Genomic DNA, 18,135 nt, shown 5'->3' with positions numbered 1-18,135 from the left:
CTTTAAGTGATAAAGCGACTTTTTGTTCACGGTTTGAAATATTAATCAATCAGACACATATGTCAGTAAGTCTGTTTATGCCTTGTTACAAACCTGGTTTTGATATAGCCAATCCATTCGGTTTTAAGGCATAAAAGACTGTTTTTTTATATCCTATTGCTATATGAACAATCATGGATGATATTGAGTACAGTGTGCTGCCAATTTGTCGGGGGACAAAATGAATACACAAGAAAGGACACGAGTGCTGTTTGATTACACTACATTTCTTGGCGCGTCATGTAATAAGAAATGGACATTCCTCGAAGCTATGACGTCATTTGCACCGATTTTTGGTACGGTATGGAAAGACAGCATTAAAGAATTATCAAGCCCAGAGGATCGCCTATGGGAAATGGCGTTGAAGTCGTTATCAACACGCCGTAGTGATGAAGCGAATTTAATTTCACTGGTGAGATTGGCGAAATTAGAGGGGATTGAAGAGCTAAAATTAGTAATGCCGTATGCGTTGGATTCTGAGCAGATCCAATTGATTCAAAATAAAAGCCAATCTTTGATAAAAAATACAAAACCAGACGAATTTATTATCACCCTGTAAGGGGATAAACAGATAACGGGGCATATTTAATGCCCCGTTATTGTTGAGTGCTAGTCAATCAAGCCATATTGAGAACGCAGGATCGTAATGATCTCTTGCTTTGGATTTTGGCTTAATACGATCGGTTGGCCAACAATTTTCTCTGCAATCGCAAGATAGGTGTTGGAAATATCCATTAATGCAGCCAAAGGCAGCGCATTATCACGTGCAAGCGCTTCTCGCTCAGCCATCCGTTCTTTGTTGAGTAAAATATCTGGGTCAGGGAAGTAGTTGAGCAAGAATTGACGAAAACCTTCTTTCGAATTTTCCACAATACGTCCTTGCTGATAGGAAGCGCTGTCCCAGATACGAGAAGAGTCCGGCGTACCCACTTCATCCATATAAATGAGTTTCTCAACGCCGTTGGCATCGGTGACATAACCAAACTCAAACTTGGTATCGACGAAAATTTGCTCTACTTGGCAGAGTGCATGGCTAATGACGCCGAAGCCTTCTTTTAATAGCTTTTCGTACAAGGCAATATCTTCGACACGACTGAAGTTAAAAGCGGCAAAATTCTCTTCAATATTATGACGTGAGATATTGACATCATCGGCTTCTGGAACACCGGGAATGCCTTTTAAGATGCCTTTGGTTGATGGTGTAATGAGCAGTTCTGGCAGTTTTTTATCTTTCTGCAAGCTTTCTGGTAATTGAATACCACAAAAATCTCGTTCACCTTTTTCGTAAGCACGCCACATTGAACCGGTAATATACTGGCGACAAATCGCTTCAATTTTGATTGGCTTGGCTTTTTGCACAATCCATACAAAAGGATGGGGAATATCTAAAATATGGCTATCGGCTAACCCGCTCTCTTGAAATAGCTTAAACCAGTGGTTTGAAATCGCGTTCAATGCCGCGCCCTTACCCGGTACACCTTTGATGCCACCTTCGGCATGCCAGATACAATCAAAAGCGGAAATACGGTCACTGATTACCATAATGGCTAAAGGTGCATCAGGAGCAACGTTGTAACCTTTTTCTTTGATCAAACGCTGGCTATCTTCTGGAGTTAGCCAATAAACAGAGCGAACTTTGCCGCTATGAACAGGTTGGTGAGTGCGAATTGGGAGGTCGTCATTGACGGCAAGGATTTGATCAGCAAGGCTCATTTAGACATTCCTATCTTTTTCAAACGTCATACAGAGAAGATATCGCTTAGCTCAACGCTAGTAAGGATATCGATAAACTGTGCGCATCATACCAGAACTATTTTCTGCTGCCAGATAAAAAGCAAACGATTGCCTTTTGTTTGAAAAATTAAGCAGTGGTGAGTTGAATTCAGGAGAAAAGATGCAGTTCTGAGTCGATAAAGCGGCAAACATTGAGATAAAAGCGAAGTAAATAGAGGGGCGATGGCTCGCCAAAAGCCACACATGTGACTTTGGGCGAGTAGCACTGAGGATTATTAGGTTTAGCTGAGTAAAATTAAAATAGTTCCTGTCAGTGTCATCAGTATATTGGCGATAGCATAGGTGCCGGCATAACCCAATGCGGGAATGGTCGATTTTGCGTAGTCGTTAACGATATCCATCGCTGGTGCGCAAGTTCGTGCACCGATAATCGCACCAAATAGAAGCGCGCGGTTCATTTTCAAAATGTACGCACCGACCAAATAGGCAAAGACGACTGGCACCACGCTGACTAAAAATGCAAGGCCGATCACTTGTACGCCCACTTCTGAGAGGTGCTGGAACATTTTTCCGCCAGCACTTAAGCCAATGCCTACCATAAAGAACATCAAACCTAGGTCTTTCACCATATTTAATGCCCCTTGCGGTACATAGCCGAAAGTGGGGTGGTTGGCTCGTAAAAAACCAAGCATAATGCCAGAAAGCAGTAGCCCAACCGCGTTGCCTAAACCGAAGGAGACTTGTCCAAAGGTCATGGTGATCAAACCAAACAAAATGCCGAGAATAAAGAAGCTACAGAAGGCGAGTAAATCGGCCATTTGACTATGGATAGAGATGAAACCGATTTTATCGGCCAAGCCTTGAACACGGCTTTTTTCACCACTGACTTGCAATACATCGCCTTTGGCAAGCACAATGTCTAAGTCCATTGGCATTTCAATTTGTGCGCGTATCACTCGGTTCAGGAAACAACCATATTCGGATAAATTCAGATCCGATAGGCGTTTACCGGCAATACTGTCACTTTTTACGACGATTTCCTCTTCAGAGATGCGCAAATCAAGTAAGTTGCGATCAAACACCTCTTTGCCATTTCGAAAGCTAGGGTCTAGTCTTGCATGGCTGTCAGGGAAGCCGACCAGTGCAATTTCATCCCCTTCTTGCAAGATGGCGTCACCGTCAGGATGGGCAAGAATGCCATTACGTCGAATGCGTTCAATATAACAACCCGTTTGACGATAAATACCAAGCTCACGTAAATTGCGCCCATCAATCCAGTTGATCAACTCTTGACCAACACGATAGGCACGGATGATGGGTAAATAGACTTTGCGTTGACCGCTACCACCCAAACCACGCTCTTGAGCAATCTGTTGAGCAGAATCAGAGAGGTTTTGTTTTTGCAGCTTAGGCAGTAACTTGGCAAACATGATCATGCTGATAAGGCCAATTAGATAAGCCATCGCATAACCCACCGAAACATTATCTAAAATAAGGGATAAATCCATATTTCTTGGAATGGTGGCTAGCCCGGAGTTTAACGCATCTTGTGCGCCTACTAATACGGGGGTGGAGGTTAATGCGCCTGCCATCATACCAGCAGCTAAGCCAAAATCGAGGCCGAGATAATAACTGCCAAAATAGGTGATCCAAGTGGCGGTAATGAGCACCACTAAACTTAAGATGAGATAATGTTTTCCGTCACGGAAAAATATGCCAAAAAAGTTAGGGCCAGCTTCAATGCCGACACAATAGATGAACAGCATGAAACCTATGGTTAAGGCTTCAGCATTGAAGGAAAAACCAAGGTGCCCCATGATGAGTGATGTAATTAACACCCCAATAGAGTTGCCCAGTTGTAAGCTACCAAAACGAATTTTGCCAAAACCAAGGCCAATCGCTAAGACAACAAAAATAAGAAGAATAGGGTTCTGATCAAGCAAAAGTACGACGTCGATATTCACGGCTCAACTCGTTATGTGTGCCAAGTGGGGTAGGTAAAGTGTGGGAATTGTATCTGAATATTGCAAAAAGATAAGTGAAATTTGTGACAATTGACATTTCATTGACCTAATTTGAGAGAAAGAGCCATTTATCTATAAATAGCAAAAACCCGCTAAAAATCAGCGGGTTTTTATGTTTCTTGGTTTTATTCGTCGAATAAGCCTAAATGTTCTTTCGCATAAGCTTCGAAATCAGTGCAACCACCGATGTGTTCTTGATCAATAAAGATTTGTGGCACAGTTTCAACCGGTTTACCCACTGTCTTTTCTAAATCAGCTTTGCTGATGCCTTCCGCGTGAATATCGACATAACGATAGTTAAAATCATCGCGTTTTAATTTCAATGTTTCAGCGTGTTCTTTTGCGCGAACACAGTAGGGGCAACCAGGGCGGCCAAAAATAACAACGAACATAGCTTTCTCCTTCATTCTTGTTGCATGCAACTATGCCCGATTCAAGGTCGGAAATAAAGTGGCATTCACCAGTTACTTCAATAGGTAAAAGCTATTGCTTATTCCTTAATCAAAGCAAGCTTACCTCTCGATGGTGTTGGGAATAGATCAACAATGGCTTGGCTGTGACATGCCGCATAAACTTGTGTTTTTTATGTGGTTATTTGCTCCACATTGCACTGCATCAAAAAATTTTTTTAACGATAGGTGCACTCTAAACAGAGCTAATCTAGATGAGAGAAAAGGGAGTTATTCATGTTCCAGTTTATGACGGCGACGCGGATCATTTTTGGAGAAGGAGCGTTATTGAATTCACTTTCTGTTCTCAACCAATATGGTTATAGCGTACTGCTGGTTTCGGGAAAAGAACAACAACGAGCTTCCCCTATTGTTCAATACCTGAAAATGCAGAATATGCGCTATCAGCATGTAGCTATTGTTGGTGAACCTAATATTACCATGGTGGAGGAAACGGCCATTTTAGGCCGACGTTTTCAACCGGACATGGTCGTTGCTATTGGTGGCGGTAGTGTGATTGATATGGGCAAGGCACTCGCGGCAATCATTCCTAACCAAGGTAACGTTTATGATTATGTGGAAGTGGTTGGCCGAAATGTGCCGTTAAAGACAAAACCGCTGCCATTTATTGCTATTCCAACCACCGCCAGTACGGGATCCGAAGTCACGCGTAATGCTGTGTTGAAATCGGGACAAGACAAAGTAAAAGTAAGCTTGCGCAGCCCAGATATGCTGGCAGATGTTGCGATTATTGACCCCACGTTGACCTATGGTACCGACAGTTACACATCTGGCAGAGGCGCAATGGATGCTTTTACGCATTTAATGGAAGCCTATGTGTGTGGTGAACCCAATCTACTCACCGATATGGTGTGTGAAGAGGGGCTGCGCAAACTCAGTCGTTCTATATTGCCAGCGTGCCGAAAAGATGATCATAAAGCGCGAGCGGATCTCTCTTTTGCCGCAATGCTTGGAGGAATGGCGATTACCAATGCAAAGCTTGGCGCTGCACATGGCTTGGCATCGGCATTGGGAGGGAAACTTGATGCTCCACACAGCGTGATCACGGCGCGTTTGGCCCCTCATGTTATGCGAGAAAACATTCGAGCAGCGCAAAAAGCAGGGCGAAATGATGTACTTACACGTTATAAAAAAATCGCTCAAATCGTGACTGGCAGAACAAATGTTCACGTTGAAGATGGCGTGCTGTGGGTGAAAATGATGTTAGATAAGTTGCAACTGCCTAAACTCAACCAGTTTGGTGTGTGCAATACGTCGTTTGAGCGCGTGGCGTTAGATGCTTTAAAGTCGGTCGCGATTAAAGGTAACCCTTTGCCTTTAACACAAGAAAGGTTAATCCATATATTAAATCAAGTTTGCGAGTGCCAAGGTGAGTGTGAGGAGTGGCAACCGAATTCATCCAATCAGGTAGAAGTTAGGCATGATCCCGTCGCGCCTGAAAGTAGCAAGCAAAGTTGATAAAAAACGGAGCAATTGAGCTCCGTTCTAACGATTATTTTAGGATCGCGATTATCTTAGAACTGTGACAGCTTATCGTAGCGCGAGTCTTTTAGTACATCCTTGACGCGTTTAAGATTTTCACGAAAACCAGAGCCACGGCGCAGGGTGAAACCAGTAGCCAGTACATCAATTACCGTCATTTGCACCACACGGCTTGCCATGGGCATATAGACGTCAGTATCTTCAGGTACGTCAAGAGAGATCGACAACGAGCTTGCTTTGTCCAGCGGTGAATCTTTTGCCGTAATCGCAATGACAGTCGCGCCATTTTCGCGCGCAAGATTGGCGATTTCCACTTGGCTTTTAGTACGACCTGTATGCGAAATCAAAACAATTACGTCATTATCGGTACAGTTGATACAACTCATGCGTTGCATCACGATATCTTCAAAACAAGTGATCGGAATGTTAAAGCGAATAAATTTGTTTTGGGCATCTTTTGCTACAGCAGAAGAGGCTCCTAAACCGAAGAAAGAGATCCGTTTTGCTTGTGTGAGTAAGTCAACTGCACGGTTAATTTGCATTGGATCCAAGCTGTTTTTAGCCACATCCAAACACGCCATAGTCGATTCGAAAATCTTATGGGTGTAGGCGTCTGGGCCATCATCTTCTTCAACATTTCGGTTTACATACGGAGTTCCGTTAGCAAGGCTTTGCGCTAAATGAAGCTTAAAGTCGGGAAAGCCTTTGGTGTCGAGTCGTCGACAAAAGCGGTTTACCGTTGGTTCACTGACATCAGCCATTTTGGCGAGCGTCGCAATACTTGAGTGAATCGCGGTTTGGGGCGAAGCCATAATTACTTCGGCGACTTTACGTTCCGACTTGCTAAAGTTTTCCAGATTTTTTTGAATTTTTTCTAATGTATTCATAGTGTTCACGCGGGCGAAGAGAACAACTCGTTGGTTTTACCCGGTCGCCCTTTGGGGGGATTGGAAATAACACATTTCCAAAAAGGTAAGTTAAACCAACGCCATGCAATGAGTATAAACCTAGGATGTAGATTTCCGTAACAATTCAAGTTAACAATTGATGAGAACATGACAAGCCTCAAACAAAATTTCATGAAAACTACAGAATTTAGATTTAAATCGATGATTAATGGAAATTTCCAGCTCATTAATGATGTATTAGTTACAGCAAAAAGAAATAAATTTTCAATTCGCTGTAACTTACAGGGATTCTAGCTGATGATTCTTTGAGCAAGCAGCTCAATTTTGGCCATCAAATTAGGGGCTAGCGTGGCAATATGTCGTTGCTCATCTAATATCGAATGCAAGATAGCATGTGTCGTTAGCGGGTTGGCTAGTACCACGCGGAATACGATGGTATCAAGCTTGTCCCAGCGTTCTGGGTTTAAACGGGTTCGAGAGACAAATGAACGCCCCGTTTCCCTTTGTTTTTTCTGCACAAACTGGGTGATTTCATTTAGCAACTCGTTCAGTTCTGCTTTTTGATTGGGCAAGGCTTGTTGCAGTGCTTGGCGAACAAAAGCAGGAATATAACGATAAGTTAAAAGACACAGTTCGGGTTCAGAAATCAGCTCAAAGTCGTCTTGTTCTTTAATTAGATCGGCGAAATAGCGAGCTTTAGCTAGGCTTTGGTCAATCAATAATTCGTAGCCAGGGCGACTAATAATGTGCATGCTAGCGTACACCAACATGGCCATACCTGAACGAGAACCTTCTAACGTATGGCTGCCTAGATCTTTTGAACCTTTCCGCAAAATATACTGCGCATGGTGCTCAATTGAATGCATAGCATCAGGCTTTTTGAATAGTACCATGCCTGCCCCCATAGGGATGTAGAGCTGTTTATGTGCATCAATCGTGACGGAGTCAGCCAACTCAATACCATTGAGTAAGTGTCGGTGATTATTCGACATTAATGTTGCACCGCCCCAAGCGGCGTCTACGTGAAAATGACAACCTTCTTGCTGGCAAATATTGGCGATATCTCTTAAGGGATCAATGTTGCCCGTTTCTGTCGTTCCGGCGACGCCAACAACCGCAAAAGGTTTAATTTTCTGGCTTTTTAGGTGTGCCATTTTGGCTTTCAAATCTTGTGGGCATAAGCGGTTGTTGTGGTCGGTTTTTACACAAACCAAGCCTTCTTGGCCGATACCCAATACGTCAGCGGCTTTCTTTAAAGAGTAATGGCCACGATCAGACACTAAAATGGCTAACCCGTGGTAACCATAATGACGCATGGCTTTAAACAGCCCCTCTTTTTCGACGCCTTGGAAATCACCATCGGCTTTCAAAGCATTATTACGAGCCACCCACAATGCCGTGATATTGGCAATTGTTCCGCCAGAGCAAAATGCACCGAGCGAATGATTAGCGCTATGCATCCATTGGCTGTAAAAAGCGTCGTTTTTTTGATAGATCAAACGATGCAACATACCCAAAACCTGCCGTTCTAGCGGTGTAAACGCTTTTGACGTTTCAATTTTGACTAAGTTTTGATTCAGCGCAATCATGATCTTTGATAACGGCATCAAGAAATATGGCAGTGCAGATGTCATATGACCAATAAAGCTAGGAGCCGAGGTATGCACTGAATGAGCGACTAAATTATCCAACAAATGCTGAGTATGTTCTGAAACGAACTCCGGTGACTCTGGAATTTCCGGATTAGAGAAATCTTTTTCGATCTCTTTGAGTGGTTTTTCTTCAGCGACAATATGTTCACGCAAGAAGAGGTTCAAATTGCGCGATAGCTCTTGGTCTATTTTTGTCAGTGTTGAATCGGGGCCTTCGGGCACAGTGAAGATCCGTAACAAGCTCTCGAAACTCACATTTGCAGTTTTTTGTTCTGATACCATACAGCTTCGTTATTTTGATTTTATGGAATGCGAGCGGCACAATCTAAACGAAAACGGGACAGTTGTCCCGTCTTAATTCGGCTAGAGTAGAGGCGGCGATTAGTTACAGACTTTCTTTTCGATCAAGGCGATGGCATCGTTATATTTATTCAACGCAGCTTCGATCTGCTTCGGATGACTGAGCAATTCGGCTAAAGCTGAACGTAATTCATAGTTTTTTTCGTTAGGCTTTGCTTGGCGATCTTCATAGGTGATTTTAGCAATGTGGCCGAGATCATCACTGCGTGAGGCCAATACTTTAATGTCGTGCTGTTCTAGTTTTAACCAAGCTTCTACAGGTTGCGAGGTGGCGACTTTAGAAGGATCGTTGCTTAGGTAATAGTGGACTGCCGCACGGCTTAATTCAAAGTGATGCTGGCGTCCTTGCAGAAACCATTGGCTAACTTCAGTAAGTTCAGGATATTGCGCGGTCGTTAAGTCTGCGAGATCACTATACCAATGGAGAGACGCGTCGACATAAGCGTCATATTTTTCGGATAAGCATTGGTTATCAGCAGCGAGAGCAACATTCGCTGAAGTTGAGAGCAGTAGGGCAACGATAACACGTTTCATAAATCTTCCTTTGGGCTTTGTTATTGTGTGGGAGTTTTCTACTCCCTATTGTTAGTTTAAATGAAGGCTAAAGTGATTCCTGAGATCTAGCCTGCAAGTGATACAAAGAACAGCATAAGAATAGGCACCAGTAGGCTGAGAATAAACCCACTGACAATCGCGATCGGTACGCAACGAACCCCGCCAGTTGTCTGGATCACGGGCAAGGTGAAATCCATCGCGGTTGCCCCAGCATAGCCGATGGCAGAGCAAGGTTTGGTTCGGATTAGCATGGGGATCATCACTAAAGCAACCAGTTCTCTAAGTAGCTCTATCATGAAAGAGGCACCACCATAGACGGGGCCGAAAGCATCACCCATTAAAATCCCGGCAAGTGAATACCATCCAAAACCGGAAGCCATGGCTAGTCCTCGATAAATTGGGATATCAAGAATCATGGCCGCAATGATCCCCCCAATCCAAGAGGTCAATATAATGACTAATGCGATGACCATTCCGTATTTATTGAGCAAAATTTGTCGTAGAGTTAAACCACTATTTCTCAACTGAATACCAATAAAGAAAAGTAATACGAACAAGATCCATTCACTGGCAGTGCTCACCCAACTTAAATCGAATCCTAATACAACCCCAAGCGCCAATCCTCCACCGACAACCACAATCAGCTTTACGGATTCTAACGCCATGCTAGATAGTGGCAGTTTTGAATGGTTCGCATCGGTTTTTATGGGTAGGAATTTGTCAATAAAAGGCAAGACCAACAAGTTGCAAGCACCGATCATCAAGAAAAATACGGTGGTAAATTTGAGTATCAACTGTAGGTTACTGCCCAAGTTATCGAGGGCTGCCAAGCTTAAACCCATCAGAAACAGAATGACGTAAACTAACCAAGACGTGGCTTTATTTAATGCTGCTAGCCACTGTTGATTGGCAATAGAAAATAGATACCCCACTATTAGTGGGGCAAAAATAAATAACATCCCTGAGAACATCTCATCCTCTGATTATTTTGGGTTTAGAAGCCGCTTGCGTTGATCACATCATTGAGTTTTGATTTGAATTCAAGCTCACTAAGGTTACTTAAGTTGTATAGCACCTCAGCTCCGGTCGCATTTATTTCGACGTCATGCTCTTCAATCTCTTCATCTTGACGACGAAACAGTAAAAGATGGTGAGCAATACGTGCCACATCAAGGTAACTGACTTCGTGAGAAGATGCGACTAAAGATTGATTTCCTGCTACTTCAAGGAAATCTGAGTCGAACCCCCAACTTCTTAACACAAGCTGACTGGTTTTTGAACATCGCGACTGAAAAATCTGTAGGGCGATGTCTTGATCGAGATAGTTGCCTTTCTCAAGATATAAATGATATTCGTGTACCAGACAAAACAAGCCAATATCCGCAAGTAGACCGACAAGTAAGGCTTTTTCCTGCTCTAAATGTTGATATCGGCTTGGTTCAAGTTGTTTAAATGCGTGAGTTACCATCACCATGGTTGCGCCAAGCTCTCGTGATATGGCGGCGCTATTAACCAATATTTTATTGCATTCTTTGCTTAAGTTTACAGAGTGCTTTAATTGCTCAATCGCTTGGGCTGTTACAATGTCGCGTACTCGTAGTATGCCTAAGCGTGATACAGCCGTGACTAAATCCGTACAGGTAATATTTCGACGATTAAAGACAACAGAGTTTGCTACGCGTACTACAATTGCAGTCAGTCCGGGATCTTCAAGTAGACAATCGGCGACATCTGAAATTTCAGTAGATTCTAATGTGCATAAGCGCTGTATTTTTAGAACAACATCAGGAATAGGAGGAAGTGAAATTTTTCCTGTGCTGAGTGAGTGTTCAACCAATTGAGAAAATTCACTTTCTAACCCTTGGATGAGCATTTGATGATGATCTGGAAGCCAGTAAAAAGATAGATGATTCATAAATTTGTGCTCAATCTGTACTGAAGGCATTTTACCGTCTGCTAACCCAAATAAGCAATCAATTCACCATTAATCGCATTAATTTGTTTTCTTGATACATTAGCCTTAATACGTTAATGAAAGGAATGTGTGTCAAAAAAATTTATTCATAAACACAATGATGTGATTTTCATCTCATAACTCTGCGCAGATATGTTTATTGATGTGATGTATGCCCAGACTTATTTTGTATCGTTAACTATGATAGTACCCATATTAAGCAAGCTAATACTAAACTACTACAAGCTTGTTACTAACTTACTCTTTTTATTCGCAAAAATACGCTGCTATCTGGTGATCACTATTAATCGGGGAACTTGATTAAGGATCAATGGATATGATTGAGCATGCATTTTTCAATTACGTTATTAAATTTGGCGCATTTCAAAAGCGTTCAATGTTTGGTGGTGTTGGGCTTTTCCAAAAAGAAGCGATGTATTCACTGATTAGTGAAGAGTCTGTTTTTATTCGTGGAGGTGAAGAGCTCGATGATGCACTCACAAAATTAGGCTGCGAAAAATACAAACACGTTAAAAAGCAGACCACAGCAACCGTTAATTATTATGATATTACTGAGCTTTTTGTGAGCAATCATGAGAGCCTAGATACGATTATTGAACGTTCCATCCGCTATTCTGTTGAGCAACGTAGCTTTCAAAAATCCTCTGCAAGTCGTCGACTACGTGATTTGCCAAACATGCAGTTAACGTTAGAGCGTATGGTTAAAAAAGCGGGCATCAATGATGTGGAAACGTTCATGCGCTTAGGTGCTCCTACGATATTTTCTAAAGTGAGAAAAACGTACGGTAGTGACGTCGATGTAAAACTACTGTGGAAGTTTGCTGGTGCGATCGAAGGTATTCATTGGAAATTGCTGCAAGAGCCTCGCAAGCGTCAATTATTAGAAAGCTGCTCATGACGCTGACAGTTTTGTAGCACTGTTATTAAATAAAGATAGTTATCAAATAAAAAGCCGAGACGTAAGACTCGGCTTTTTATTGTATTTAGCTTACACCTAGAACTTAAAACGAGTCGTAAACATCAGCTGATCGCCGTAAGCATCATTGATACGAGCTTCGGCACCGAGAGAGAAAAGTTCTGTAGAATGAAAACGGGCATAAACAGACGCAATCCAGTCATCATTGTCATCGATAGAAACAAAGCCACCTTTGCCACCAACTTCCAACTGTGGTCCAAGCCATTGACGTACGCCAAGGTTTAATTCCATTCCGGTATCGGTGCTTTTATTATCGCGGGTATCTACGACGCGTAATAGCATTTCACCCGTGAAGTCAGCCCAGTTGTTAATAGGAGCATGAAAGCCAAAACCTGCGGCTGCGTCAAAATCACCTTCAAACTCAGAGTCTATACGACCAATAACATGTGCATTTGGGTGAATTGATTTGCTCATCGCAGCACCAAAGGTGACTGGACTTGCTCCAATACGAGCTTCGATATAGTCATAACTAAAATTGCTCATGACGGATGGGCTATTTCGGTCTATTTCTGCCAGTGTTTGGCCTGAGGCTAGCAGCAAAGCGGCTGCAATGATTGTTTTACGCATAGTCACTATAAACCTATATTTTTAGTTTATTTCCATGGTCAGTCGCGGAATACCCGCGGTGACATTAAAGAATTTAGACATCATAGTGCATAGATTGACATTGTCGCCATTAAAAAGTGTCATTCTTTTGTTGTCTTCGCAAAAAATAAGCAAAGAGAGTGCCATTTCTTCGTTAGGATATTTTATTCACCAAAACTGATGCGGTTTTGTGCGATCGCATTGAAGATTTTCTCGGCATCCAAGACTCTGGCCCAAGGCATTAAATCTGATTCGTTTTCAATCATATATTGTGTTAATTGATCTTTGATAACATTGCGAAGTTTGTTCCCATCCCAAGGTTTGGCTACATAAAAATGTAGGCTGGCATGATTCACCGCTTCTACGGTGTCTTCTAGCCCTGCTTGGCCTGTTAGTAGTACTTTGCGTGTATGTTGCGTCTCTTCATTGCGGCTTAATTCAATTAAGAAACTAATGCCTGTTTGTTCGGGCATAATGTGATCACACAAAATTAAAGCCAGCTTGATATTTTGAGCTTGGTGATCGGCAATCACTTCTTTTGCCTCTGCAACAGACTCTGCGGCTTCTAAGATAAAAAACTCTTCAAATTCGTCGAGGTCTTGTATGACGCTGTCCAATACTTCACGTTCATCGTCCACGCATAAGATCAAAAATTTGTTCATGATATTCTCCTTAATCATCAGCACGACAAGTTATCGACTAACTGGCAGCCATACCGTCATCGTCGTGTATTTATCCTGTTCAGATTGAACATCGATCCAACCTTGATGCTGGTGGACTATTTGTTGGCAGACAGAAAGCCCAATACCGAGTCCAAAGTTACCTTCTTTTTTCGTCGTGTAATTTAATGTGAAGATACGCTCTTTCTGCTCGTACGGGATCCCACAACCATTATCCGTGAAACTGATGGTTACAAAAGATTGATTACCCTGTTTTGCTAATGTGGTTGCAATGTGCAGTACGCCATTGGCTGGGAAGGCATCAATAGCGTTGGAAATGAGGTTTGTCCATACTTGTTGTAATGCAATCGGCTGACAGGTAATCAAAGGTAAGTCGGCATACTCTTTTTCGACTTTGTGGCGCTTAAGACGATTTTCGAAAATAACCAGAGTGTCTTCAATACCTTCATGAATATTGACCTTGTGTAGCGCTTCATCATCAGGGCGAGCATACCCTTTAAGGCTTCGTACCATATCGGCGATGCGTTGTGCACAAACATTGATAGAACGAAGTGTACTACCTGTTAGGAAATAGTTTTCTAATTGTTCCAGTGTTTCTAACGTTTTCTCAGGATCGTGCTTAGCCGATTGTCGGAGCGCAAGATCATCATCTAGATTGAGTTTGACCAATTTTTTCGCGATCAAACGATGATGAATTTCATTTTCTATGGCTTTAGCGCGTGCCCGCTCTTCTGATGTAGAAGTAGGTTTGGCTGAAAGTGCATTCCTTAATAGTTGGCTGCCTTTATGTTGCAGATTTTTATGTTCAGTCTCTTGGACTAAGTGCTCAATCTTGTCTGACAATGTTTCGGTTCCACGTAAAATTGCGGCGACAGGATTGTTTAGTTCATGAGCGACGCCTGCAACAAGCTGACCGAGCATGGCCATTTTTTCCCGCTCGATTAATTGCTGATGAGCTGACTCAAGTGATTCGAGCGTTTTTTGTAGTTGCAATTTAGTGTTAATACTGCGTTGTAAGCGGCGGTTAAAATGGCGGAGCAGCAAGTTAGTAAATAGGGGCAATAGCCGAGTATCCGAATGCATGACTTTTGCAAACACATCTCGGTCTAGTTTAATCACATCGGTTTTAGTCAGGGTGACGGCAGTAGAAAAAGATTTCTCACCAGTCACAAAAGACATACCACCGACAATGTTGCCTTTTTTGTGGCGAACCACTTCTCTTTGTTGCCCTAAATCATCTTTTTTATACAGGGCCACTTCACCTTCAGTGATGAACCAAAGAAAGCGGTTCTCTTCTCCCTCTTTGGTAAGAAAGTGATTAGTGGAGTATGTACGGCAGGCGCGAGTTTCATCTTCATTTTCAAAAAATTGGTGTAAAGCACCAATTACTTGTTCAGCCAGTTCTGTATCAGAAAGCTTGTGGTAATCGGAGATAAAACCATCTCGATAACTGCGCATTTTATTATCGATGTGCGCGCGTAAGATGCGCTGTTGATCAAGTATTGTGCTGTAGTTGAGAATGTTGTCTTTATCGTGATCTAAGATGTAGGTCGTGAGCTCTTTTTGGACGGTTTTATAGAGCACGTTATTTTGTAGTGGCTTAGTGAGGCAGTGATCTAATCGCCCCTCATTGACGGCGGTGAGAATGGCTTGAATATCTTGTCCGCAGCTTATCAGCACTTTCCGCGCTGAACGCGTGTGGATTGATTTATCGAGTTGAGTCAAAAAATCCGCACCATCAAACTGCTCATGGTGACTGGCAATGACCAATGCAATCGTTTGTTGCTGCTCGTGCAAATATTCTAGGGCTTGCTCAGCTTCATCTATGGTGTCCGCTGTATGAAGATCAAATTTAGCGGCGAACGGAGCTAACTCAGCTCGCAACTGTTCTGTGCTGATTGGGTTATTGTCTAAACAAAGTAGTGCGTAATGGTTCACACAAGCCTCTACTGTCATCGCTGTTTTGACTACTGTAGCAAGTATTACGCAGTGGGTTTGAGAGCTAGGTTTTAGAATTTCTCATCACATCTTAGCAATACTCTGACCTAACTCCATGTTTTGGTTTTCAATTGTTTACGGTAGACTGGGTAAAATCATCAGGAATGGAACGCTATGAAACAGTTAAAAATCATTGGTGCGGTTGGTGGTGCTATCGTCTTAGCAGCATGTTGGCCGTTGGCTGTCGGGCAAATCGGTGAAAAGGTGATCACTAACGGTATTGCAAATATCTCTTCAGGTTCAATCGAGGCGGACATTGTCAGTTATAAGCGCGGTTACCTTTCATCAACCGTGCAAACCCGCTATCAGATTGCAGATAAAACGCTCAAACAACAGTTTGTTGCCGATGGTTTACCGACCCAAGTTTTAGTCAATAGCGAGGTTAAGCATGGCCTGTTGAGTTTAACAGCAACATCCGTTATAGCTGATCAAGAAAATCTACCATTGACGATGACCAGTATCACGCAGTTGAATGGCAATACTCAATACACTGTGGCGCTAGACAGTTGGCACTACCAAAGTGAAGATGGCGAGATGACGTTTTCGACAACGCCCGCCACATTGAAAGGTGATATTTCGGTGCTAGGTGAAATCACTTATCAACTCAATGTTCCTTCTGTTGAGTTGGATTTTACCAGTGGTGAAAAAATGATGCTTTCACAGCTAACTGGTCAAGGTATAGGTAAACAAGATAAAGGCTTCTGGCTAGGACAACAGTCATTGGCGTTAGCAAAAATTAATCTTGTCGATGGCCTAGGTGAAAATACGCTGAGTATGGACAACATGCGTTATTCCTTTGATTCGGTATTAAAAGGAGAGCCTTCTCGTTTTGATAGTAATCACTTGATTGAGATGGATAAATTAACTTATAGCGAAGGCGAGGTGAAGGACCTCAATCTTGATTTTACCTTGGGTGATTTAGATGGTGACGCTTTTGAGAAGCTTTCAACGCTTTACCAAAACAGCCCAGAACTTTCTGATGAGGACATTCAGCAAGCACTACCTTATGTGCAATCATTATTCGAGAAAGGTTTTTATCTATCGATGAATAAAATGGCGCTAAAAGTTGGCCAAGGTGAGTTTGAATCAAACTGGAAGATAGCGGTTCCTGAAGGGACAAATAATGTGGTGCAAGATCCGAGTACCATTTTACCAGCCTTAACCGGCCACATTGATACCTTCATTTCTGACCAGCTGGTTGAAGATTTTCCTTTTATCCAGCAAGGTATTGATGAGCTTGTTGTGATGGAAATTATGCAGCAAACCGATCAAGGATATCGACTCCAAGCTGAGCTGAAACAGGGCAACTTGGAATTTGAAAATGGCAACCAAATGCCGCTATTGACACTATTACTTCCGGCATTGATGCGATAGCGAACGGCGCTCAAGCAAACGATTTCGCGAGTTTTAGCAATCAGTAAGAGAAAAGAGCCGATAGAAGCTCTTTTCTCGCTTTTTATCCACATCAAAAAGTGGTATTAATCACATTAATTGTCGATAGCAGGAGCAAGGAACTCATGGAATCAAATCAAGCGGGCCCAGTCTATAATTTCAGCGCAGGCCCAGCAGCCTTACCTAAAGCCGTGATGGAAAAAGCGCAAGCCGAGTTTATTAACTGGCACGAGCTTGGCACGTCCGTTATGGAAATTAGTCATCGCAGTAAACCTTTTATTCGCGTTGCTCAAGAAGCGGAGCAAGATCTGCGAGATTTGCTTAATATCCCGAGTAATTACAAAGTATTATTTTGTCAGGGTGGAGCGCGCGCTCAGTTTGCGGCGGTGCCTTTAAACTTATTAGGCGATGCGACTAAAGCGACCTATATTGATGCGGGTTACTGGGCTGAAAGTGCGGTCAAAGAAGCGAAGAAATATTGTGAAATCGATGTTTTCAACGCCAAAGTGACCAAAGAGGGCAAAACAGCGGTATTACCAGCTAGCGAATGGAAAATCGATCCTGAGTCGGCTTACGTGCATTTTTGTCCGAATGAAACGATAGATGGTATTGAGATTAATGATTTACCAGATACAGACAAACCGATTGTAGCTGATATGTCATCTACGATTTTGTCGCGCCAAATAGACGTCTCAAAGTACGGAGTCATTTATGCGGGAGCGCAGAAAAACATTGGGCCAGCGGGGATCTGTATTGCGATTGTTCGTGATGATTTGCTTGATTTAGCCAGTGATGTGCTACCGACTATATTGAATTATAAAGTGCAAGCTGAACAAGATTCTATGTTCAACACGCCGCCTACGTTTGCGTGGTATTTGTCGGGTCTCGTGTTCAAGTGGCTAAAAGGGCAGGGTGGTGTCGCGGCGATTGAGAAAATCAACCGCGAGAAAGCAGCGCTGCTTTATAACGCAATTGATGAGTTACCTTTCTATCGCAATACCATTCACCCAGACAACCGTTCACTGATGAATGTGCCTTTCCAATTAGTGAAACCAGAGTTGGATAGTACGTTTTTAGAGTTGGCTGAAGCGCGTGGTTTAGTCTCGCTGCAAGGTCACCGAGTCGCGGGTGGTATGCGTGCCTCGATTTACAATGCGATGACACTGGAAGGCGTTCAAGCCTTAGTTGATTTTATGCAAGAGTTTGAACAGCAGTACGCCTAACGTTTTTTGATGGTATCAAAAACGATATAACATAAAATACGACCTTAAAAAACAAAGCCCACTAAGTGGGCTTTGTCATTAA

Annotated in this window: 16 protein-coding genes; 5 read left to right on the top strand and 11 right to left on the bottom strand. The window is 42.7% G+C overall.

Translation table 11 applies throughout. The features are described 5' to 3' along the window. Positions 1–220: 220 nt before the first annotated feature. Positions 221–598: a transporter gene (locus AACQ42_RS16560; RefSeq protein WP_176429678.1), complete on the top strand. Its 378-nt coding sequence runs from the start codon at positions 221–223 to the stop codon at positions 596–598. 50 nt (positions 599–648) lie between these two features. Here AACQ42_RS16560 and AACQ42_RS16555 read toward each other — a convergent pair whose 3' ends face one another. The 3 genes from AACQ42_RS16555 to AACQ42_RS16545 form a co-directional block, all read right to left on the bottom strand. Further along, positions 649–1,752 (bottom strand): phosphoribosylaminoimidazolesuccinocarboxamide synthase, encoded by a 1,104-nt coding sequence (locus AACQ42_RS16555; RefSeq protein WP_017042032.1) that lies wholly within the window; start codon positions 1,750–1,752, stop codon positions 649–651. 302 nt (positions 1,753–2,054) lie between these two features. Then, positions 2,055–3,737 (bottom strand): aspartate:alanine antiporter, encoded by a 1,683-nt coding sequence (locus tag AACQ42_RS16550; protein ID WP_013857120.1) that lies wholly within the window; start codon positions 3,735–3,737, stop codon positions 2,055–2,057. Between the two features lie 185 nt (positions 3,738–3,922). After that, on the bottom strand, positions 3,923–4,189 hold the full coding sequence (locus AACQ42_RS16545) for a GrxA family glutaredoxin (RefSeq protein ID WP_010320195.1): 267 nt from the start codon (positions 4,187–4,189) through the stop codon (positions 3,923–3,925). A gap of 294 nt (positions 4,190–4,483) precedes the next feature. Between AACQ42_RS16545 and AACQ42_RS16540 the strand changes: the two genes are divergently transcribed. Beyond that, on the top strand, positions 4,484–5,725 hold the full coding sequence (locus tag AACQ42_RS16540; protein WP_094165754.1) for an iron-containing alcohol dehydrogenase: 1,242 nt from the start codon (positions 4,484–4,486) through the stop codon (positions 5,723–5,725). Positions 5,726–5,781: 56 nt separating this feature from the next. Here AACQ42_RS16540 and AACQ42_RS16535 read toward each other — a convergent pair whose 3' ends face one another. The 5 genes from AACQ42_RS16535 to AACQ42_RS16515 all read right to left on the bottom strand — a co-directional run bounded on the left by AACQ42_RS16535 (position 5,782) and on the right by AACQ42_RS16515 (position 11,139). After that, on the bottom strand, positions 5,782–6,636 hold the full coding sequence (locus tag AACQ42_RS16535) for a MurR/RpiR family transcriptional regulator (protein WP_010320194.1): 855 nt from the start codon (positions 6,634–6,636) through the stop codon (positions 5,782–5,784). 311 nt (positions 6,637–6,947) lie between these two features. Then, complete coding sequence (gene panP, locus AACQ42_RS16530) at positions 6,948–8,591, bottom strand: pyridoxal-dependent aspartate 1-decarboxylase PanP (RefSeq protein ID WP_094165753.1); 1,644 nt, start codon at positions 8,589–8,591, stop codon at positions 6,948–6,950. Between the two features lie 99 nt (positions 8,592–8,690). Beyond that, complete coding sequence (locus AACQ42_RS16525; protein ID WP_017044636.1) at positions 8,691–9,203, bottom strand: hypothetical protein; 513 nt, start codon at positions 9,201–9,203, stop codon at positions 8,691–8,693. Positions 9,204–9,289: 86 nt separating this feature from the next. Continuing rightward, positions 9,290–10,195, bottom strand: a complete 906-nt coding sequence (locus AACQ42_RS16520; protein WP_017047741.1) for a lysine exporter LysO family protein — start codon at positions 10,193–10,195, stop codon at positions 9,290–9,292. Between the two features lie 23 nt (positions 10,196–10,218). Continuing rightward, entirely contained in the window at positions 10,219–11,139 is a 921-nt protein-coding gene (locus AACQ42_RS16515) for an HDOD domain-containing protein (protein WP_026028826.1), read from the bottom strand. A 370-nt stretch (positions 11,140–11,509) separates the two neighbouring features. Between AACQ42_RS16515 and AACQ42_RS16510 the strand changes: the two genes are divergently transcribed. Then, complete coding sequence (locus AACQ42_RS16510; protein ID WP_094129391.1) at positions 11,510–12,097, top strand: TfoX/Sxy family DNA transformation protein; 588 nt, start codon at positions 11,510–11,512, stop codon at positions 12,095–12,097. Positions 12,098–12,193: 96 nt separating this feature from the next. Here AACQ42_RS16510 and AACQ42_RS16505 read toward each other — a convergent pair whose 3' ends face one another. From AACQ42_RS16505 to AACQ42_RS16495, 3 genes are all read right to left on the bottom strand, one after another. Continuing rightward, positions 12,194–12,742, bottom strand: coding sequence for a hypothetical protein (locus tag AACQ42_RS16505; protein ID WP_026028034.1), 549 nt, complete (start codon positions 12,740–12,742; stop codon positions 12,194–12,196). Positions 12,743–12,924: 182 nt separating this feature from the next. Beyond that, positions 12,925–13,422, bottom strand: coding sequence for a response regulator (locus tag AACQ42_RS16500; RefSeq protein WP_094165752.1), 498 nt, complete (start codon positions 13,420–13,422; stop codon positions 12,925–12,927). Positions 13,423–13,452: 30 nt separating this feature from the next. Next, on the bottom strand, positions 13,453–15,378 hold the full coding sequence (locus tag AACQ42_RS16495) for an ATP-binding protein (protein ID WP_170899151.1): 1,926 nt from the start codon (positions 15,376–15,378) through the stop codon (positions 13,453–13,455). Between the two features lie 174 nt (positions 15,379–15,552). Between AACQ42_RS16495 and AACQ42_RS16490 the strand changes: the two genes are divergently transcribed. Both AACQ42_RS16490 and serC read left to right on the top strand, forming a co-directional pair. Continuing rightward, a complete protein-coding gene (locus AACQ42_RS16490; protein ID WP_094165751.1) occupies positions 15,553–16,812 on the top strand; it encodes a DUF945 family protein in 1,260 nt (419 codons plus the stop codon). 143 nt (positions 16,813–16,955) lie between these two features. Next, positions 16,956–18,053: a 3-phosphoserine/phosphohydroxythreonine transaminase gene (gene serC, locus AACQ42_RS16485; RefSeq protein WP_176429677.1), complete on the top strand. Its 1,098-nt coding sequence runs from the start codon at positions 16,956–16,958 to the stop codon at positions 18,051–18,053. Positions 18,054–18,135: the final 82 nt, after the last annotated feature.

The sequence above is a fragment of the Vibrio sp. V12_P9A6T4 genome (genome assembly GCF_963874835.1).
Lineage (GTDB): Bacteria > Pseudomonadota > Gammaproteobacteria > Enterobacterales > Vibrionaceae > Vibrio > Vibrio anguillarum.
Note: the sequence above shows the minus strand (reverse complement) of the source record. Positions and strands in the feature narration are given on the sequence as shown.